The 19,612-nt window shown below is 71.2% G+C and carries 18 protein-coding genes and 1 tRNA gene; 8 read left to right on the top strand and 11 right to left on the bottom strand.

From position 1 onward, the window contains the following. The first annotated feature begins 2 nt into the window (after nt 1-2). Together AB0D46_RS02460 and AB0D46_RS02455 are read left to right on the top strand one after the other, a co-directional pair. Nucleotides 3-989: an ArsA-related P-loop ATPase gene (locus AB0D46_RS02460; protein ID WP_362875374.1), complete on the top strand. Its 987-nt coding sequence runs from the start codon at nt 3-5 to the stop codon at nt 987-989. Further along, complete coding sequence (locus AB0D46_RS02455; RefSeq protein WP_362875373.1) at nt 986-2,224, top strand: ArsA family ATPase; 1,239 nt, start codon at nt 986-988, stop codon at nt 2,222-2,224. The genes AB0D46_RS02460 and AB0D46_RS02455 overlap by 4 nt, the downstream gene beginning before the upstream one ends. Before the next feature lie 40 nt (nt 2,225-2,264). On the opposite strand, the gene AB0D46_RS02450 is transcribed toward AB0D46_RS02455, so the two are convergent. Then, nucleotides 2,265-2,615: a WhiB family transcriptional regulator gene (locus AB0D46_RS02450; protein WP_053676911.1), complete on the bottom strand. Its 351-nt coding sequence runs from the start codon at nt 2,613-2,615 to the stop codon at nt 2,265-2,267. A gap of 396 nt (nt 2,616-3,011) precedes the next feature. Between AB0D46_RS02450 and AB0D46_RS02445 the strand changes: the two genes are divergently transcribed. Beyond that, nucleotides 3,012-5,360 carry a transglycosylase domain-containing protein gene (locus AB0D46_RS02445; RefSeq protein ID WP_362875372.1) on the top strand — a complete coding sequence of 783 codons (2,349 nt, stop codon included), beginning with the start codon at nt 3,012-3,014 and terminating at the stop codon, nt 5,358-5,360. Nucleotides 5,361-5,529: 169 nt separating this feature from the next. Here AB0D46_RS02445 and AB0D46_RS02440 read toward each other — a convergent pair whose 3' ends face one another. Further along, nucleotides 5,530-5,991 carry a GatB/YqeY domain-containing protein gene (locus AB0D46_RS02440; protein ID WP_362875371.1) on the bottom strand — a complete coding sequence of 154 codons (462 nt, stop codon included), beginning with the start codon at nt 5,989-5,991 and terminating at the stop codon, nt 5,530-5,532. 69 nt (nt 5,992-6,060) lie between these two features. Here AB0D46_RS02440 and AB0D46_RS02435 point away from each other — a divergent pair, with 69 nt between their 5' ends. Both AB0D46_RS02435 and AB0D46_RS02430 read left to right on the top strand, forming a co-directional pair. Next, the gene (locus AB0D46_RS02435; RefSeq protein WP_362875370.1) at nt 6,061-6,999 is read left to right on the top strand and encodes a metallophosphoesterase; all 939 of its coding nucleotides are present in this window, start codon (nt 6,061-6,063) and stop codon (nt 6,997-6,999) included. A gap of 168 nt (nt 7,000-7,167) precedes the next feature. Beyond that, nucleotides 7,168-7,241 (top strand) — tRNA-Pro (locus tag AB0D46_RS02430). 104 nt (nt 7,242-7,345) lie between these two features. On the opposite strand, the gene AB0D46_RS02425 is transcribed toward AB0D46_RS02430, so the two are convergent. Further along, nucleotides 7,346-7,951, bottom strand: coding sequence for an HD domain-containing protein (locus AB0D46_RS02425; RefSeq protein ID WP_362875369.1), 606 nt, complete (start codon nt 7,949-7,951; stop codon nt 7,346-7,348). Between the two features lie 38 nt (nt 7,952-7,989). Further along, complete coding sequence (gene codA / locus AB0D46_RS02420) at nt 7,990-9,294, bottom strand: cytosine deaminase (protein ID WP_362875368.1); 1,305 nt, start codon at nt 9,292-9,294, stop codon at nt 7,990-7,992. A gap of 206 nt (nt 9,295-9,500) precedes the next feature. Between codA and AB0D46_RS02415 the strand changes: the two genes are divergently transcribed. Together AB0D46_RS02415 and AB0D46_RS02410 are read left to right on the top strand one after the other, a co-directional pair. Continuing rightward, the gene (locus tag AB0D46_RS02415) at nt 9,501-11,327 is read left to right on the top strand and encodes a prolyl oligopeptidase family serine peptidase (RefSeq protein WP_362875367.1); all 1,827 of its coding nucleotides are present in this window, start codon (nt 9,501-9,503) and stop codon (nt 11,325-11,327) included. Between the two features lie 119 nt (nt 11,328-11,446). After that, entirely contained in the window at nt 11,447-12,322 is an 876-nt protein-coding gene (locus tag AB0D46_RS02410; protein ID WP_362875366.1) for an SURF1 family protein, read from the top strand. Here AB0D46_RS02410 and AB0D46_RS02405 read toward each other — a convergent pair. The 7 genes from AB0D46_RS02405 to AB0D46_RS02375 form a co-directional block, all read right to left on the bottom strand. Then, nucleotides 12,300-13,457: a hypothetical protein gene (locus AB0D46_RS02405; protein WP_362875365.1), complete on the bottom strand. Its 1,158-nt coding sequence runs from the start codon at nt 13,455-13,457 to the stop codon at nt 12,300-12,302. The genes AB0D46_RS02410 and AB0D46_RS02405 overlap by 23 nt on opposite strands. Next, entirely contained in the window at nt 13,454-14,236 is a 783-nt protein-coding gene (locus AB0D46_RS02400; RefSeq protein ID WP_362875364.1) for a SigE family RNA polymerase sigma factor, read from the bottom strand. Before AB0D46_RS02400 ends, AB0D46_RS02405 begins: the two co-directional genes overlap by 4 nt. 167 nt (nt 14,237-14,403) lie before the next feature. Further along, nucleotides 14,404-15,477, bottom strand: a complete 1,074-nt coding sequence (locus AB0D46_RS02395) for an aspartate-semialdehyde dehydrogenase (RefSeq protein WP_362875363.1) — start codon at nt 15,475-15,477, stop codon at nt 14,404-14,406. Further along, on the bottom strand, nt 15,474-16,748 hold the full coding sequence (locus tag AB0D46_RS02390) for an aspartate kinase (RefSeq protein ID WP_362875362.1): 1,275 nt from the start codon (nt 16,746-16,748) through the stop codon (nt 15,474-15,476). The genes AB0D46_RS02395 and AB0D46_RS02390 overlap by 4 nt, the downstream gene beginning before the upstream one ends. Nucleotides 16,749-16,893: 145 nt before the next feature. Then, nucleotides 16,894-17,541 (bottom strand): DUF5063 domain-containing protein, encoded by a 648-nt coding sequence (locus AB0D46_RS02385; protein ID WP_362875361.1) that lies wholly within the window; start codon nt 17,539-17,541, stop codon nt 16,894-16,896. Then, the gene (gene recR, locus AB0D46_RS02380; RefSeq protein WP_319192216.1) at nt 17,534-18,133 is read right to left on the bottom strand and encodes a recombination mediator RecR; all 600 of its coding nucleotides are present in this window, start codon (nt 18,131-18,133) and stop codon (nt 17,534-17,536) included. Before recR ends, AB0D46_RS02385 begins: the two co-directional genes overlap by 8 nt. A 65-nt stretch (nt 18,134-18,198) precedes the next feature. Beyond that, nucleotides 18,199-18,543, bottom strand: a complete 345-nt coding sequence (locus tag AB0D46_RS02375) for a YbaB/EbfC family nucleoid-associated protein (protein WP_362875360.1) — start codon at nt 18,541-18,543, stop codon at nt 18,199-18,201. A 251-nt stretch (nt 18,544-18,794) separates the two neighbouring features. On the opposite strand from AB0D46_RS02375, the gene AB0D46_RS02370 reads away from it, so the two are divergent. Beyond that, a complete protein-coding gene (locus tag AB0D46_RS02370; RefSeq protein ID WP_362875359.1) occupies nt 18,795-19,526 on the top strand; it encodes an SLATT domain-containing protein in 732 nt (243 codons plus the stop codon). The last annotated feature ends 86 nt before the right edge of the window (nt 19,527-19,612 follow it).

Genomic DNA, 19,612 nt, shown 5'->3' with positions numbered 1-19,612 from the left:
CTGTGAGCAGGCTCCAGGTGGTCAGCGGCAAGGGCGGCACCGGCAAGACCACGGTCGCCGCGGCACTCGCGCTCGCCCTCGCACGCGAGGGCAGGCGGACACTTCTGGTGGAGGTCGAGGGCAGGCAGGGCATCGCACAACTGTTCGGAGCGGAAGCGCTCCCCTACGAGGAGCGGAAGATCGCCGTCGCGCCCGGCGGGGGCGGCGGTGAGGTGTACGCGCTCGCCATCGACGCCGAACGGGCGCTGCTGGACTACCTCCAGATGTTCTACAAGCTCGGCTCGGCGGGCCGCGCGCTCAAGAAGCTCGGCGCGATCGACTTCGCGACGACCATCGCGCCCGGCCTGCGGGACGTCCTGCTGACCGGCAAGGCGTGCGAGGCCGCGCGGCGCAAGGACAAGGCCGGCAGGTTCGTCTACGACCACGTGATCATGGACGCCCCGCCCACCGGGCGGATCACCCGCTTCCTGAACGTCAACGACGAGGTCGCCGGGCTCGCCCGGTTCGGGCCGATCCACAACCAGGCCCAGGCCGTCATGAAGGTGCTCAAGTCCCCGGAGACCGAGGTGCACCTGGTCACGCTGCTGGAGGAGATGCCCGTCCAGGAGACCGCGGACGGCATCGCGGAACTGCGGGAAGCCGGCCTTCCGGTGGGCCGCGTCGTCGTGAACATGGTGCGCCCGCACCACTTGGACGAGGACACCCTGCGCTCCGCGGCCGGCGAGCACCGGGCCGAGATCGCGCAGGCCCTGTCCCGGGCCGGGTTGGGTGGCTCCCGCCGCGGCGGGCTGGCCGAGCGGCTGGTGGAGCCGCTGCTCGCGCAGGCCGCGGAACACGCGGGCCGGGTCCGGCTGGAGCGCGAACAGCGCGCCACGCTCGCGGAGCTGGACGTGCCGACGTACGAACTCCCCCTGCTCGGGGCGGGGATGGAGCTGGCCGGGCTGTACGAGCTGGCCGCGGAGCTGCGCAAGCAGGCGGACGCCGAATGAGCGAGGGAGTGGACACCATGGGCCTGGACACGCCGCCGAGGCTGGCGGTCGACGCGCTGCTGGACGACCCGAGCATCCGGATCGTGGTGTGCTGCGGCTCGGGCGGCGTCGGCAAGACCACCACGGCCGCCGCGCTCGGCGTACGGGCCGCCGAACGCGGCCGCAAGGCCGTCGTGCTGACCATCGACCCGGCTCGGAGGCTGGCCCAGTCCATGGGCATCGACTCCCTGGACAACACCCCGCGCAGGGTCCCCCTGGAGGGGGGCGGCGGAACCGGCGAACTGCACGCCATGATGCTGGACATGAAGCGGACCTTCGACGAGATCGTCGAGGCGCACGCGGACGGCGAGCGGGCCCGGGCGATCCTGGCGAACCCCTTCTACCAGTCCCTGTCGGCCGGCTTCGCGGGCACGCAGGAGTACATGGCGATGGAGAAGCTGGGCCAACTGCGGGCCCGGGACGACTGGGACCTCATCATCGTCGACACCCCGCCGAGCCGGTCCGCGCTGGACTTCCTCGACGCGCCGAAGCGCCTCGGGTCCTTCCTGGACGGGAAGTTCATCCGGGTGCTGATGGCCCCGGCGAAGGTCGGCGGCCGGGCCGGGATGAAGTTCCTCAATGTCGGCATGTCGATGATGACGGGCACGCTGAGCAAGCTGATGGGGGCCTCGCTGCTGAAGGACGTGCAGACCTTCGTGGCCGCGATGGACACGATGTTCGGTGGGTTCCGCACCCGCGCGGACGCGACGTTCCGGCTGCTCCAGGCCCCCGGTACGGCCTTCCTCGTGGTCGCGGCGCCCGAACCGGACGCCCTGCGCGAGGCGGCGTACTTCGTGGAACGGCTCGCGGCGGAACGGATGCCGCTGGCCGGCCTGGTGTTGAACCGGGTCCACGGGAGCGGCGCCAGCCAACTCTCGGCGGAACGGGCCCTGGCCGCCGCAGAGAATCTTGAAGAGGGCGGCATTGTCGATCAGGAGTCCGGGAAAGCTGGACTTCGTGACGCCGCCGACGACGGCTCCCCCGACGTGGACGAGGTCACGGCAGGACTGCTGCGTCTGCATGCGGAACGGATGCAGGTGATCGCGCGTGAACGGCGCACACGCGATCGCTTCACCTCTCTGCACCCGGAAGTGGCGGTGACGGAAGTGACCGCCCTGCCCGGCGACGTGCACGACCTCGCCGGGCTGCGGGCCATCGGAGAGTGCCTCGCGGCCGGGGTACCGGCCGGAGCGTAGGCGTTCGCAGGGTTCTCGTACGACGTGGTGCCCGGGTGATCTACCCGGCCGCCGCGTACGTCTCGTACGGAACGTCGATCTCCGCGTCGACATCCATGGTGAGGATGCCCGTACTGCGTTCGTACTCCGTGCGGGCGGTTTCGAGCAGCCGTCGCCACGAGGTGACGGTGGGACGTCGGCGCAGCAACGCGCGTCGTTCCCGCTCGGTCATTCCGCCCCATACTCCGAACTCGACACGATTGTCGAGCGCGTCGGCCAGGCACTCGGTCCGCACCGGACATCCGGTGCACACCGCCTTGGCCCTGTTCTGTGCCGCTCCTTGAACGAACAGTTCATCCGGATCGGTAGTGCGGCAGGCTGCCTGCGCACTCCAGTCGGTAACCCAGCCCATCCCGGCGCCGTCCTCTCCCGAATCGAGGCTCCCCCACGGCGGTAGCGGCATATTCACCGCTGCCAGTTGAGGACGTTACGGAAGGTGGGCACAGTGCAACACCCCCGACGGGCCCAATCTTGAATGGTCCGAACGGACTATGGGTAAGCGGCAGATCACCCGACGGAGTGATCCGGCGACATGCCCGACCATTCCGGCGATTGGGGTGAAATCGGGGGCTGCCGGTAAGCGGCCGACAGAGCGAAGGGCGAGATTCGGACACGTGTCCACCCCATTCGGGAAGGGTGAAAAACAAGCCGAGGGGTTGATGTCGCACCGCACTGCTGTGACAGTTGGGGCCAGCTTAGGCCAAGGCATTCGCGTGTGTCCGGTGAATGAGAACGTAGGCTGCCCTCCATGGGTAAGAAGCGCTCGGGCGGCGGGCTCACGGGACCACAGCAGGCCGCCAAGTTCCTCGGGGTGTCCGTTCTCTCCGGAGTCGTACTGGCCGGCATCGCGATCCCGGGCGCCGGCGCGCTGGGACTCGCGGCCAAGGGCACGGTGGAGGGATTCGACGAGATCCCGGCCAATCTCAAAACGCCTCCGTTGAGTCAGCGCACCACGATTCTGGACGCGGAGGGTGGCCTGATCGCCACCGTCTATTCACGTGACCGACAGGTCGTCCCGCTGACGGCGATCTCCCCGTACATGCAGAAGGCGATCGTCGCCATCGAGGACTCGCGTTTCTACGAGCACGGCGCGGTCGACCTCAAGGGCATCCTGCGCGCGGTGAACCGCAACGCGCAGGAGGGCGGCGCCGCTCAGGGCGCGTCCACGCTGACGCAGCAGTACGTGAAGAACGTCTTCGTCGAGGAAGCGGGCGACGACGAGACGAAGGTGCGCGAGGCGCAGGAGAAGAGCCTCGGACGCAAGATCCGCGAGCTCAAGTACTCGATCCAGGTCGAGGAGGAGCTCGGGAAGAAGAAGATCCTCGAGAACTACCTCAACATCACCTACTTCGGCCAGCAGGCCTACGGGATCGAATCGGCGGCGCAGCGCTACTTCAGCAAGCCCGCCAAGGACCTCACCATGGACGAGTCGGCGCTACTGGCCGGCCTGGTCCAGTCGCCGAGCCGGTACGACCCCGTCAACGACGCGCAGGAGGCGATGAAGCGCCGCAACACCGTCCTGCAACGGATGGCCGACATGAAGGACATCTCGCAGGCGGAGGCGGAGGAGGCGAAGAAGAAGCCGGTCCAGCTGAAGGTGACCCGGCCGAAGAACGGCTGCATCACCGCGGTCAAGGGCGCGGGCTTCTTCTGCGACTACGTGCGCAACACCTTCCTGTCGGACCCGGTGTTCGGCAAGACGCGCGAGGACCGGGCGAAGATCTGGAACCAGGGCGGCCTGACCGTCCGTACGACCCTGGACCCGCAGTCCCAGGAGTCGGCGAACGCCTCGATCAAGGACCACGTCAACGAGGACGACTCGATCGCCACGGCCGTGACCATGATCCAGCCGGGCACCGGCCGGGTCCTGGCCATGGGGCAGTCGAAGCCGTACGGCTTCGGGAAGAACGAGACGCAGATCAACTACTCCGTGGACAAGCGGATGGGCGGCTCCAACTTCGGCTTCCAGGTGGGTTCCACGTTCAAGCCCTTCATCGCGGCCGCGGCCCTCGAGCAGGGCATGGCGCCGACCAAGGTCTACTCGGCGCCCAACAAGATCGACTACCCGAGCCCGATCCCCAAGTGCGACGGCAGCCAGTGGGTCAACCTGCCGGACGGCAAGAAGAAGCTCGCGACGGCCGAGAACGAGACCGAGGACGAGATCGGTCCCTACGCGCTGCGGACGGCGATGGAGAAGTCCATCAACACGTACTTCGTGCAGATGATCGGCGAGATCGGGCTCTGCCCGGTGAACGAGATGACGCAGAAGCTCGGCGTGATCCCGGCCGACGGCTCGAAGCTGCCCGAGGCCCCCTCCATCGCGCTCGGCTCCGCCGAACTGTCGCCGCTGACGATGGCCAACGCGTACGCGACCTTCGCCAACCGGGGCACGTACTGCACCCCGATCGCCCTGGAGTCGATCACCGACGCCCACGGCAAGGCCCTCGCGGTGCCGAAGACCAAGTGCGATCGGGCGATGTCCCAGGACACCGCCGACACCATCAACACCCTGCTGCGCGGCGTGGTCGACTCCGGTACCGGTGAGAAGGCCGGCCTGAGCAACCGCGACAACGCGGGCAAGACCGGTACGACGGACTCCCGTTACAACGCCTGGTTCGTCGGCTACACCCCGAACATGTCGGGCGCGGTGTGGGTCGGCTCGGGCGGCGCGAAGAAGATCTCGATGGAGGACATCACCATCGGCGGGCAGTACTACCCGAAGGTCTTCGGCGGTGGCCTGCCCGGCCCGATCTGGCGCGACGCGGTCTCCGGCGCCCTGTCCGGGCGCGAGGCACCCGACTTCGCCACGGTCAGCATCGCGGAACCCCAGCTCCCGAGCACCGGCAACGGCAACAACGGCGGCCGGGGCAACGGGAACGGGGCCGGTAACTCCAACCCGCCGACCCCGAACCGGCCCGGCAAGCCGAACAAGCCCGGCGGCGACGGCAAGCCCGGCGACAGCCGGCCCGGCGGTGCGACGGCTGCCGGAGCCACCGGCGGCGCGGCCGCCGCGGGCGGCGGGGGCGACTCCCAGAAGCCGCCGTTCGGCGGGATCACCGGGGAGCCCGGCCTGATCGGCGGCCGGGAGGAACAGTAGGACCCGCGGTGGAGAAGGGGAGGGCCCCGGCCGGATGATCCGGCCGGGGCCCTCCCTCGTTCCCGCTGCTGTACCTGTACCTGTACCTGTACCTGTACCTGTTTCCGTACCCGTACCCGTACCCGTTTCCGCGCGGGATCGGGTGCTGCTCCTACCGATCCCGCCCGGTTCAGGAAAGCCGGCGCTTGACGACGGCGGCGACCCGGCCGCCCTCCGCCAGACCCGCGACCTTGGGATTCACGATCTTCATGACGGCGCCCATGGCCCGCGGCCCCTCGGCGCCCGCCGCCTTGGCCTCCTCGACCGCCTGCGCCACGATCGCGTCGAGCTCGTCGTCGGACAGCTGCTTGGGCAGGTACGCGTCGAGGAACTCGCCCTCCAGCGTCTCCCGCGCGGCCTGCTCGGCGCGGCCGCCCTGGGCGAAGGCCTCCGCGGCCTCGCGGCGCTTCTTCGCCTCCTTCGCGATCACCTTGAGGACTTCGTCATCGGAGAGCACGCGTGCTTCCTTGCCCGCGACCTCCTGGTTGGTGATGGCGGACAGGGTCAGGCGCAGCGTCGACGAGGCGAGCTCGTCGCGGGCCCTGATGGCGTTGGTGAGGTCTTCCTGGAGCTTGGCCTTGAGCGTGGTCATGTCCATGAGTCTGCCAGGTGAGGGGGCGGTGGCGCCCGCCGGTTTTCCGCGTCTGCGACGATAGGGGGCATGCGCGCGCGTTACGGAGTCCCCCTCAAAGTCACTGCCTCGATCGCGGCGGTGGGTGCCGCCGGAGTGGCCTATGCCGCCGGATTCGAGGCCCGTTCCTTCCGCCTGCGCCGGGTCACCGTGCCCGTGCTCCCGCAAGGGATGCGCCCGCTGCGCGTGCTCCAGGTGTCCGACATCCACATGGTCGGCGGGCAGCACAAGAAGCGCGCCTGGCTGCAGTCCCTGGCCGGGCTGCGCCCCGACCTCGTCGTGAACACCGGCGACAACCTCTCCGACACGGAGGGCGTGCCGGAGGTGCTCGACGCACTGGGTCCGCTGATGGAGTTCCCGGGCGTCTACGTCTTCGGGTCCAACGACTACTACGGGCCGCGGCTGCGCAACCCGGGGCGGTACCTGATCGAGAAGACCCAGGGCCGGCACGGACTGAACGGCAACAAGCCGGTCGTCGGCGCCGTCCACAACCCGTGGGAGGGCATGCGCGACGCCTTCGACGCGGCGGGCTGGCTCAACCTCACCAACACCCGGGCCCGGCTGAAGCTGGAAGGGCTGGAGCTCGCCTTCACCGGCCTCGACGACCCCCACATCAAGCGGGACCGCTACGAGCAGGTCGCGGGCGGTCCGGAGGCGGACGCCGACTTCTCGATGGCCGTCGTGCACGCCCCGTACCTGCGCGTGCTCGAATCCTTCACCGCCGACCGGTACCCGCTGATCCTCGCTGGGCACACGCACGGCGGGCAGCTGTGCATCCCCTTCTACGGGGCCCTGGTCACCAACTGCGACCTGGACACCAAGCGGGTGAAGGGCCTGTCGACGTACGAAACCGACGGCCACCGCTCGTACCTCCACGTCTCGGCGGGCTGCGGCACCAACCGCTACACCCCGGTCCGCTTCGCCTGCCCGCCGGAAGCGACCCTCCTGACCTTGACCCCGAAGGCCTGACACCCGGGCCGGGACACCTCGGCGACACCCTGCCGGGGCCTCGTCGGTGCCCCGTCGGGGCCCCGTCGGCGCTTCGTCGGCGCTTCGTGAAAACCGGATTTCGTCTCCGGGCGAGGGTCCGCTAAAGTAATCGATGTCGCCACGGAAGCAAGACGCCAAAGCGACGATCGGGGTGTAGCGCAGCTTGGCAGCGCGCTTCGTTCGGGACGAAGAGGTCGTGGGTTCAAATCCCGCCACCCCGACGCTGTGGTACCAGGTCAGGCACCTACCAATTTTGGTAGGTGCCTGACCTGTTTTGTGTTCCCGCTCCGCCGCGGCGGGGTGGTGGTGCTGGGCCGGGGTGGGGTCAGTGGTCCAGGGGGTTCGCGGCGATGCGGGTCGCGGCTCCGGACGCGACGTAGGTGGCGGCCGCGCAGGTCGGTTTGCGTACGGCCTGGTTCTCGACGAGCGCGAGGAAGGCCGCGCCGAAGCCCCGTCGCGGGTACGCGGCCAGCAGGCCGGCCGTGAAGGACGGGGCGAACCCCTCCACGCGCAGACCCGAGACGTCCGCGCTCGTACCGACCTGGAGGAGGTGGCTCTCCGCGTCCTCGGCGGCGTCGACGTCGTCCCGCATGTGGAGGACGATCACCTCCTGCGCCCGCGCCCGGCGGGCGGGCGCCCAGCCCAGGCCCGCCGTGAACACCCGGGCCACGTGCCCGCCGGCCTCCTCGAAGGGCAGGGTGTGGCTGTCGAACGGCGCGGTCAGGCCCAGGTCGTGCAGGAGGGCGCTGACGTAGAGGAGTTCCGCGTCGTACGCGATCCCCCGCTCGCGCGCGTACTCGGCGGCGAAGGCGTAGGAGCGGACGGAGTGGTTGAGCAGCGCCGCGTCCGCGTACTCCGCGGCGGTCTCGAAGGCGGAGCGGGCCGCGGCGGAGTCGAGGTCGTAGGGGGTCCGTGTCCGTGTCCGTGTCATGAACGCACCCTAGTGCGGACGCGCCTCAGGTCCGCGTCTCAGGTTTCCCGGGTGAAATCCACCGTCGACGGGGTCCTGCCGGGCCAGTTCAGCAGGGTCGGCTGCGGGAGCGTCTCCGCGAGGACGCTGCCGCGGGAGACCACGTAGCGGGGGCGGACCTGACGGCGGATCGCCTCCTGCGGGGTGGGGGCGGGCAGCAGGACGAAGGACGCTGGGGCGCCCTCGTGGATCCCGTACTCGGAGGCGTCGAGGCCCAGCACCCGGGCCGCACGGTCCGTCACCATCGAGAAGGCGAGCGGGATCTCGTCCGCTCCGGTGAGCTGGGCGGCGTAGACGCCGACGAGGGCGGTCTGGAGCGGGTTGGCCGTGCCCAGCGCGTTCCAGGGGTCCATCACGTCGTCGTGGCCGAAGGCCACGTTGACGCCGGCGGCCAACATCTCCTTGACCTGGGTGAGGCCGCGCCGTTTGGGATAGGCGTCGAACCGGCCCTGGAGGTTGAGGTTCGCGAAGGGGTTGGAGACGAGGTTGATGCCCGAACGGGACAGCAGCCGTTGGAGTTTGAACGCGTAGGCGCCGTTGTATGAGCCCATGGCCGTGGTGTGCGAGGCGGTCGCGCGCTCGCGCAGGCCCGAGCGCAGGGCCAGGGTGGCGAGCGTTTCCACGAAGCGGGACTGCTCGTCGTCGATCTCGTCGCAGTGGGCGTCGACGCGCAGCCCGTGCTCCTCGGCCAGCGCGAAGGCCGTTCCCAGTGAGGCGATCCCGTCCTCGCGGGTGTCCTCGAAGTGCGGGATCGCCCCTACGACGTCCGCCCCGCGGGCCACGGCCTCGCGCAGCAGCGCGGCGCCGTCGGGGAAGGAGACGATGCCCTCCTGCGGGAAGGCGACGATCTGCAGGGTCATGACGTCCCGCACCCGGTCACGGACCTCCAGCAGCGCGTCGAGTGCGGTGAGGGCGGGGTCGGTGATGTCGCAATGGGTGCGGACGTGCAGCACCCCGTTGGCCGCCTGCCAGCGCAGCACCTCGGTCGCCCGGTCGATGACGTCCTCACGGGTCAAGGTCCGCTTGCGTTCGCTCCAGCAGGCGATGCCCTCCCAGAGCGTGCCGGAGACGTTGGGGCGGGGCTGCCCGGCCGTCAAGGCCGTGTCCAGGTGAATGTGGGGCTCGACGAAGGGTGCGGTGAGGAGACCTCCGTGGGCCTCGATCAGCACTCCGGTCGCGGGCGGTTCCTTCTGGTCGTCGTACGGGACCACGCGCGCGATCCGACCGTCCTCACCGACTTCCACGTCGGAGAGGGCGTGAGCCGATGTGTGGAGCAGCCGGGCACCCCGGACGATCATCCGCATGGGGCCAGCGTACGGACGGGGTCCTTCGTTTCACGTGAAACGCCCGCGTGCACGCGACCCGGTTTCACGTGAAACGCGCGCATGCCCCTGGTCTTCGCCGATACCGACACTCGTCAGCGATCGACGTCCGCCCGCCACCGTCCGCCCGTTCGGCCCCGTCGGCATCTCGACGCGTCACCGCCGCCGGTACGGCAAGAATGGAGGGCATGACCAGCGACAGCGATGTGACCCCCGGCGACACCCCCGAGACGCGAGAGATGCCCGACTGGGAGAAGCGCTTCCGGGCCCCGCGCGTAGGCCTTCCCGAATGGGCCGAGGACGCCCCGGACCGCTCGCTCTTCGTCTCCAACGCGACCGGCACCTACGAGCTCTACGCCTGGGACCGCGCCACCGGCACCCAGCGCCAGGCCACCGACCGACCGAACGGCACCACCGACGGCACCCTCTCCCCCGACGGCGAGTGGATCTGGTGGTTCTCCGACACCGACGGCGACGAGTTCGGCACCTGGGTCCGCCAGCCCTTCGCGGGCGGCCCCGACGCACCCGCCACCCCCGGCCTGGAGCCCTCCTACCCGGCGGGGCTCGCCATCGGTCGGGACGGCACGGCGGTCGTGGGTCGGTCCACGGACGAGGACGGCTCGACGATCCACGTCGTCCGGCCGGACGGCAGCGCCCCCACCGTCGTCTACCGGCACCGCGAGTCGGCCGGCGTCGGAGACCTCTCCCGCGACGGCACCCTCCTCGCCGTGGAGCACACCGAGCACGGCGACGCCATGCACTCGGCGCTGCGCGTCCTCACCCTCGACGGGACCACCGTCGCCGAGCTCGACGACTCCAAGGGCGGTACCGAGGAGCTCGGTCTGGACGTGCTCGGCTTCGCCCCCGTCGCCGGGGACACCCGTCTCCTCGTCGGCCACCAGCGGCGCGGCCGGTGGGAGCCGATGGTCTGGGACGTGTCCACCGGCGCCGAGGAGGACCTGGCGATCGAGCTGCCCGGCGACGTCAGCGCCGAGTGGTACCCGGACGGGTCCGCCCTGCTCATCGCGCACAGCTTCGAGGCGCGCAGCGAGCTGTGGCGCTACGACCTGGCCGCGCGGGAACTCGTACGGGTCGACACGCCCCCGGGGTCGGTGTCCGGCGCGACGGCCCGCCCGGACGGGACCGTCGAGTACCAATGGTCCTCGGCTGCGGAACCGGCCTCCGTGCGCTCCACCTCCGGCGGTGTCGTACTCGATCCGCCCGGTTTCCGGCCGCCCGGCTCGGTGCCGGTGGAGGACGTGTGGGTGGACGGCCCCGGCGGCCGCGTCCACGCCCTGACCCAGCGTCCCACTGGACACGGCGACGGCCCCTTCCCGACCATCTTCGAGATCCACGGCGGGCCCACCTGGCACGACAGCGACTCCTTCCTCGCCACCCCGGCCGCCTGGCTGGACCACGGCTTCGCGGTGGTCCGGGTCAACTACCGCGGCTCCACCGGCTACGGCCGGGAGTGGACCGACGCCCTCAAGCACCGCGTCGGCCTGATCGAGCTTGAGGACATCGCGGCCGTCCGGGAGTGGGCCGTGGCCTCCGGACTCGCCGACCCGGACCGCCTCGTCCTGTCCGGGGGATCCTGGGGCGGATACCTGACCCTGCTCGGCCTCGGCACGCAGCCCGACGCCTGGGCCGTGGGCCTGGCCGGCGTACCCGTCGCGGACTACGTCACGGCCTACCACGACGAGATGGAGGCCCTGAAGTCCCTCGACCGCACGCTCTTCGGCGGCACCCCGGAGGAGGTCCCCGAGCGCTTCGAGGCCTCCTCCCCGCTGACGTACGTCGACGCCGTCACCGCTCCCGTGCACATCGCCGCCGGGGTCAACGACCCGCGCTGCCCGATCCGTCAGATCGACAACTACGTCGACCGCCTCGCCGCCCGCGGCGCGGTCCACGAGGTGTACCGCTACGACGCCGGGCACGGCTCGCTGGTCGTCGAGGAACGCATCAAGCAGGTCCGCATGGACCTCGAATTCGCCCTCAAGCACCTGAAGCCCTGATCCGGGAGCCCTCCGGGCCACGCGGTACCCGTCCCGCCCGGCCGTCTCCGGGCGGGACGGGCGGTTGCGGGCCGTGCCCCGGAGGCGGGCCGGCCCCGCGCCCCCCGTACGGTGGTGGGGTGCACCGGTTTCTCCTGACCCCGCGCTGGTGGGGGATCAACGTCTTCGTCGCGCTCGCCATCCCCGTCTGCCTGTTCATGGGGTCCTGGCAGCTCGGCCGCTTCGAGGATCGCGTCGGCAGCCACCGGGAGGCGACCGCGCAGCGGCCCGCCGACCTGACGGCCGCCCCGCTGGACTCCCTGCTGCCGGTGACCACGGAGACCTCCGGACGGCTCGCCTCCACCGCCGGGGAGTACGGGCGCCAGCTGCTCGTCCCCGAACGGCAGCTCGACGGCCGGGAGGGCTTCTACGTCCTGACCCTGCTGCGTACCGACTCGGGCCGGACCCTCCCCGTCGTACGGGGCTGGCTGCCGGGGCCGGCCGACGCGGCGAAGGCCCCGACCCCGCCGACCGGACGGGTCGAGGTCAGCGGCGCCCTGCAGTCCTCGGAGAACTCCGGGACCAAGGGCGTCCACTCGCAGGGCGGCCTCCCGGAGGGGCAGCTCGGGGTGATCGGATCGGCCACACTGGTCAACCTCGTGCCCGATCCGCTGTACGACGCCTGGCTGACGGTGCAGACGCCCGTCGAGGGGATGACGCCGGTCCCCGCAAAGGCCCCGAACAACACCGGTCTCGACCTGAAGGCCTTCCAGAACCTCGGCTACACCGGCGAGTGGTTCGTCTTCGTCGCCTTCGTCATCTTCATGTGGTTCCGGCTGTACCGCCGCGAGGTGGAGACCCTGCGCGACGCCGAGGCCGGGCTGCTGCCGGCCACCCCGGACGCGACCACCGGACCCGATGCCGGGGCCGATGCCGCTGCCACCCCGGACGCGGCCGCCGGGTCCGACGCCGACGCGCCGGACCCAGCCTCCGCTACGGCGCGGCAGGGGCGATGATGCCCGTCCGGTAGACCGTTCCGCCGCAGGCCGCCGGGATCGTGGTCTGCGTGACCGGAGCCCCCGACAGCGGTGTGCCCGGCGTGTGGGACACCGCCACGCCGGCCGGGTCCGGAGCCGTGGAACCGCTCAGCGGGTCCGCCGCCGCGGCCGGGCTCACGGCCGAACCGTCCGCCGCCGCGGGCTCCGCCGAACCGGCCGGGTGCTGCGCCGGGTCGCTCTGCTCGGCGGGCTTGGCCGAGGGGCCCGGGGTCGCCGCGGGACAGGACTCGGCGGACGGGACCCAGGCGAAGCGCACCTCGTAGGCACTGTCGGGGGCGAGGACCAGCTGGGCCATCTCCGTCGACGGGGCGGGGAGCAGCCCGCTCGCCGGGTCACCCTCCCGGTGGCCCGTGACCGTCACCGCGGGGCCCTTCGCGGGCGGCGTCGTCGCCAGCGAGGCTGCCGTCACCCGGTCCGGGCCGGTGACCGTGCAGCCGTGCGCCGACACGTTGGTGACCTTGAAGCTGCCGTAGACCTTCCCGTCGCGCTCGGGGGCGCGGGCGCTGCCCCACACGCCCAACTGTTCGGAGGTGCAGGAGGGGACGACCCCGGGGGCGGACACCGGGGGCGTTCGCTCGATCACCGGTCCGCTGCCGGTCGCGTCGCCCGCCGTGGCGCCGGGACCGGACGGGCCGGCCGTGTCGCCGCCGGAGGGGCTGCCGCTCGCCTGCGGGGACGGTCGTTCGCCGGTGCCGCTCTCCAGGATCGGGCCGGGGGACCGCGTCGGCCGGGGCTGGTTGCCGGCTCCGGCGCCGTTGTGGCGGGGCTCCGCGGGGTCCTCGGCGTTGCCGCCCTGCGCTTGGCCGTGCCCGGCCATCGTCGAGTGGTCGGTGGTGGTGCCCTGTTCGCCTCCGAGGTGCAGGGCCGCCGGCACCGCGGTCGCGGCCAGCAGTACCGCCGCTGCCGCCCCGACGACGGCCTGGCGTTTGCGGGCCCGGCGGGCGGGCACCGCGTGGCGCAGCCGCTCCAGCGCGCCGTCGGAGGGCTCCAGGCCCTGGACGGCGCCGGCCAGCAGGTTCCGTAGCGCCTGTTCGTCACCGTCGCGGCCGGCGGTTCCCGTCGGGTCCGCCGGATTCTTCTGGTCGTCCGTCATGACTGCGCAGCCTCCATCGCCACCCTCAGCGCGGCAATGCCCCGCGAACCGTACGCCTTGACCGAGCCGAGCGATATGCCGAGCGTCTCGGCGACCTGGACCTCCGTCATGTCCGCGAAGTAGCGCAGCACCAGCACCTCGCGCTGGCGGCGCTGGAGTCCGCGCATCGACTTGATCAGGTCGTCGCGCTCCAGCTGGTCGTACGCGCCCTCCTCCGCGCTCGCCATGTCCGGCATCGGCTTCGAGAGGAGCTTCAGCCCGAGGATGCGTCGACGCAGCGCGGACCGCGAGAGGTTCACGACGGTCTGACGCAGGTAGGCCAGCGTCTTGTCCCGGTCCCGGACCCTGTTGCGCGCCGAGTGGACGCGGATGAAGGCCTCCTGGACGACGTCCTCGCAGGAGGCGGTGTCGTCGAGGAGGAGCGCGGCCAGTCCGAGGAGGGACCGGTAGTGGGCCTGGTAGGTCTCGGTGAGGTGATCGACCGTGGTCCCCGCGACGACGACCTTCTCGGCGGCGGCCTCCGCACCGGCGCCGGTTGCCCCGGCCGCGGGCGCACCGGCCGCCGTCGTGTCCGCGGGCGGGCCGACCGTACCCGCGCCGTCGCGGGGCGATGGCAGGCGGCCGCCCGGGGTCGGCAGGGGCAGGGCGGCGGGCGGGGCGCCGGCCGGCGGAACGGGAACGATCACGGGGAAGCCACCGGGTGTGCCGGTGCGTCGCCGCGACGGGACGATTCCGGTGCGTGCGGGTACGACGGCGAAGTCGAGCAATGCCTCTGCCACGCCCTTTGGACACGTATCCCCGCGTCAGGGTTGTACGCGCGGGGCGGAGTCCTTCGCGTTCTTCCCGTTGCCCTCATGCGTACACCCTTCCCGGTTGCCCCGTTTGTCCAGGCGGCAGTCGGGCCATCACCTTGATCAAGGGATCGTCACCGATCCTACAAAGCGAATTACGCGAATTCACCCGCGATGAGTTCCGAGATCTGAACGGCATTCAGGGCCGCGCCCTTGCGCAGGTTGTCGGCGCACACGAAGAACTCCAGGGCGCGGGTGTCGTCGAGCGAGCGCCGCACCCGTCCCACCCAGGCGGGATCCGTTCCGGCGGCGTCGGCCGGCGTCGGGAACTCCCCAGCGGCCGGGTCGTCGACGAGGACCACGCCGGGCGCGGCCTCCAGGATCTCCCGGGCGCGCACCGCGTCGACCTCCCGCTCGAAGCGGGCCCGCACGGTCAGGGAATGGCCGGTGACCACGGGGACCTGTACGCAGGTCACGGCGACCGGCAGCGCGTCCAGTCCGAGGATCCGCCGGGTCTCCGCCCGCACGGCCAGCTCGTGCGAGGACCAGCCGTCGTCGCACAACTCACCGGACCAGGGGACGACGTTCAGCGCTAGCGGGGCCGCGAACGGCCCGGTGTCCTCGCCGACGGCCCGTCGGACGTCACCGGGCTGCTCGCCCAGGGAGGTGCCGGCGACCAGGGACAGCTGGCGGCGCAGGGTCTCGGAGCCGGCCCGACCGGCCGCGCCGGCGGCCTGGTACGAGGAGACGGCCAGGTCGGCCAGCGCGTACTCGGCGTGCAGCGCGCCCAGCGCGGCGATCATCGCGGCGGTCACGCAGTCGGGGCCGGCGACGATGCCGCGCGGCCGGATCCGTACGGCGTGGCCGTTCACCTCGGGCACCACCAGGGGCACCTCGGGGTCGTCCCGGAACGCGGCGGAGCGGTCCACCACGACGGCTCCGCGCGCGGTGACCACGGGGGCCCAGCGCGCCGAGACCTCGCCCGGGGTCAGGAAGAGCACGACGTCGCCCACGCCGAGGCCGTCGAAGGCGTCCTCGGTGAGGGCGATCACCTCGATCTCCTCGCCGCGCACGGCCAGCACGCGGCCGGCCGAGCGCGCGGAGGCGATCAGGCGCATCTCGCCCCAGATGTCGGCCCGTTGGGACAGGATCCGGAGCAGGACCGAACCGACCGCACCGGTCGCCCCGACCACGGCGAGCGCCGGGCCGGAGGACCGGGGCGGGTTCATCGTCCGGTGCCTCCGTAGACGACGGCCTCGTCGCTGTCGGAGTCGAGTCCGAAGGCCGTGTGCACGGCGCGGACGGCTTCGTTGACGTCGTCCTGGCGGGTCACGACGGAGATGCGGATCTCGGAGGTCGAGATCAGCTCGATGTTGACGCCCGCGTCGGACAGCGCCTGGAAGAACGAGGCGGTGACGCCCGGGTTGGTCTTCATGCCCGCGCCGACCAGCGAGATCTTGCCGATCTGGTCGTCGTAGCGCAGCGAGTCGAAGCCGATCTGGCCCTTCGCCTTCTCCAGGGCTTCGATGGCCTTGTGGCCCTCGGTCTTGGGGAGGGTGAAGGAGATGTCCGTGAGGCCCGTGGAGGCCGCGGAGACGTTCTGGACGATCATGTCGATGTTGATCTCGGCGTCCGCGATGGCGCGGAAGATCGCCGCGGCCTCGCCCGGCTTGTCCGGGACCCCGACGACAGTGATCTTGGCTTCGGAGACGTCGTGCGCGACTCCGGAGATGATGGCGTGCTCCACCTGCGCGTCCCCTTGCGGATTCTCGTTGCTGACCCAGGTGCCCGGCAGTCCGGAGAAGGACGAGCGGACGTGGATCGGGATGTTGTAGCGGCGCGCGTACTCGACGCATCGGTGCAGCAGCACCTTGGAGCCGGAGGCCGCGAGCTCCAGCATGTCCTCGGAGGAGATCCAGTCGAGCTTCTTGGCCTTCTTCACGACGCGGGGGTCCGCGGTGAAGACGCCGTCGACGTCGGTGTAGATCTCGCAGACCTCGGCGTCCAGCGCCGCGGCCAGCGCCACGGCGGTGGTGTCCGACCCGCCGCGGCCGAGGGTGGTGATGTCCTTCGAGTCCGCGGACACGCCCTGGAAGCCGGCGACGATGGCGATGTTGCCCTCGTCCAGCGCGGTGCGGATACGGCCCGGCGTCACATCGATGATGCGCGCTTTGTTGTGCACCGAGTCGGTGATCACGCCCGCCTGGCTACCGGTGAACGACTGGGCCTCGTGGCCCAGGTTCTTGATCGCCATGGCCAGCAGGGCCATGGAGATCCGCTCTCCGGCGGTCAGCAGCATGTCGAACTCACGCCCGGCAGGCATCGGAGATACCTGCTCGGCGAGATCGATCAGCTCGTCCGTAGTGTCGCCCATCGCGGAAACCACGACGACCACCTGGTGGCCGTTCTTCTTGGCATCCACGATCCGCTTGGCGACGCGCTTGATGCCCTCGGCATCGGCTACGGAGGAGCCTCCGTACTTCTGCACGACAAGGCCCACGTGCGCTCCTCGCTCGGTTCGTCTCATTTTCCGGATGCAGTCTAACGAGCGGCCGCGATACGACCGCTTCGTGCCACATCATGAGACGAAAAGATCAGCGGACCGGTTGCCCGGGCGGGCCCCGACGGGGCAGGTGCGCGGCCCCTCACTTACGACCCAGCCCGCCCAGTTCCTCGGCCATGACCCGGCCGGCCTGCTCCGCCAGATCGTCCTCGGTGATGTCCTCGTCCGTGTCCAGGCCGTCCAGGGCGGCCAGCGGCTGGTCGAGCCGGACGTGCGCGATCAGCGACTGGAGGGCGCGCAGCGTGGCCGAGGCCGTCGGACCCCAGTTGGTGAAGTACGAGAACTGCCACCACCACAGGGCCTCGGTGATCCGACCGGCCTGGTGGTGGATGAGCCCGTGCCGCAGGTCCGCGACCACGTCGGCCAGGTCGTCGGAGATCCGGTGCGGGACCGGCGCCTTGCGCGGCTCGTACGGGTCGAAGACCTCGGAGTAGACGTCGACCGGTTCCAGCATGAGCGCGAACCGCTCGCGCAGGTCGTCCACGTCCGGCTCCGGGCCCAGGTCGGGCTCGTAGCGCTCTTCGGGCAGGACGTCCTGGTACGCGCCCAGCCGGCCGCCCGCCAGCAGCAGCTGGGACACCTCCAGCAGGAGGAAGGGCACGGCACTGTCCGGGTCCTCGCCCTTGGCCACCATGGTGACCGCGACGATGAACGACTCGATCTGGTCCGCGATCGAGGCGGCGAAGTCGTCCGGGTCCTGGCCGAGGGCGTGCAGCGTTGCGTCAGACATCGAGAAGTCGCCTTCCTTCAAAGGCCCGCCCGAGCGTGACCTCGTCCGCGTACTCCAGATCTCCCCCTACGGGGAGCCCGCTGGCCAGACGGGTGACCTTGAGGCCCATGGGCTTGATCATGCGGGCGAGGTAGGTGGCGGTCGCCTCGCCCTCCAGGTTCGGGTCGGTCGCCAGGATCAGCTCGGTGACCGTACCGTCCGCCAGGCGCGTCAGCAGTTCGCGGATCCGCAGGTCGTCCGGGCCGACGCCCTCGATCGGGCTGATCGCGCCGCCGAGGACGTGGTACTTGCCCCGGAATTCGCGGGTCCGCTCGATCGCGACGACGTCCTTCGACTCCTCCACCACACAGATGACCGTGGTGTCGCGGCGCGGGTCGCGGCAGATGCCGCACCGTTCCTCCTGCGCCACGTTCCCGCAGACCGCGCAGAAGCGGACCTTGTCCTTGGCCTCCAGCAGCGCGTGCGCGAGGCGGCGGATGTCGGTGGGCTCGGCCTGCAGGACGTGGAAGGCGATCCGCTGCGCGCTCTTGGGCCCGACGCCGGGCAGCCTGCCCAGTTCGTCGATCAGGTCCTGGACCACGCCTTCGTACAACGGACTGCCTTCTCTCGTTCGGTAGGGGTTCGGTCGATGTCACACGGGACGATCCGGCGCAGACGCTAGAACGGCAGGCCGGGGATGCCTCCGCCGCCGCCCAGCATCTGGGCGAGCGGACCCATCCGCTGCTCCTGGAGCGCCTGGGCGTTCTCGTTGGCCGCCTGAACCGCGGCGACCACCAGGTCGGCGAGGGTCTCGGTGTCCTCCGGGTCCACGGCCTTCGGGTCGATCACCAGCGCGAGCAGTTCACCGGAACCGGTGACGGTCGCCTTGACCAACCCACCGCCGGACTGACCCTCGACCTCGGCCGCGGCCAGTTCTTCCTGGGCCGCTGCGAGATCCTGCTGCATCTTCTGGGCCTGCTGAAGCAGCTGCTGCATGTCGGGCTGGCCACCACCGGGAATCACAGGGCACTCACTCCTTCGGGAACGCTTGGTCAATCCGAGCCTACGTGGTCCCCGCGCGGCGCGCCCTACGCCGGGAGGACCAACTCTTTCGAGTGAGAGATACGGCGTGCGCGTACCTGCTGAGGCCCTCCCTGCGGGCGGAAAACCGGGGATTCGTCGTCCATGCCCCGGCATTCGAAGGTAGGAAGAGCATGCGCACCATTACGCACACGCGCACCACCACACGTCAGCGCAGGCAGAGGGAGTGCCGGGTGAGTCAGCCGGAGATGCAGCCCGAGGGGCCACCCCGGGATCCCGCAGAGGACGGCGACGGCGACCTGACCGGCCGGCCGTTCCCCCTCGGGGACTGGGGCGAACCCGCCGAGCGGCTCGACGAGCTCTACCGGCGCGTCGAGGCCGACGCGCTGCGCACCGCCGAGTGGTACCTGTCCGACCGGGCGTGGAAGCGCCGCGGCGCACGGGCGCTGCGGGTGGGCGCGGCCGCCGGCGCCGTCTCCGGCGCCGCGATGCCCCTGCTGGAGCTGACGGGCTCGGCGCCGGGCGCGTCCGAGTACGGGTACCTGTGCCTGCTGTTCGCCGCCGCCTGCCTGGCCTGCGACCGGTTCTTCGGGCTCACCTCCGGGTGGATGCGGGACGTGGCGACCGCGCAGGCCGTGCAGCGCCGCCTCCAGACGCTCCAGTTCGACTGGGCCTCCGAGAACGTCCGCGAGGTACTGGGCCCGACCGAGGGCACCGCGAGCGAGGCCGCCGAGCGCTGCCTGACGGTGCTGCGGCGCTTCTCGGAGGACGTGACGGAGCTGGTGCGCTCGGAGACGGCGGACTGGATGGTCGAGTTCCGCGCGGGCCCCGCCCCGCTGGTGATGCAGTCCCTGGCCGGCTCCACCGCACGCTCCGACCCGGGCGTCCCCCCGGCCCGCTTCCCCCTCCCCCCGGGCACCCGGCCGAACATGCCGCGCCAGCGCCCGCCGGAACAGCCGCGCTGAGGTGCGTGGTTGCGGGGCGCGGGCGCGGGGCGGTGCGCCCCGCACCCGCCGCGCGGTCGGGTCCGACGGGATCGGGCCGGTGGGGC

The sequence above is a fragment of the Streptomyces sp. NPDC048383 genome (genome assembly GCF_040651775.1).
In the GTDB taxonomy this organism is placed as follows: domain Bacteria; phylum Actinomycetota; class Actinomycetes; order Streptomycetales; family Streptomycetaceae; genus Streptomyces.
Note: the sequence above shows the minus strand (reverse complement) of the source record. Positions and strands in the feature narration are given on the sequence as shown.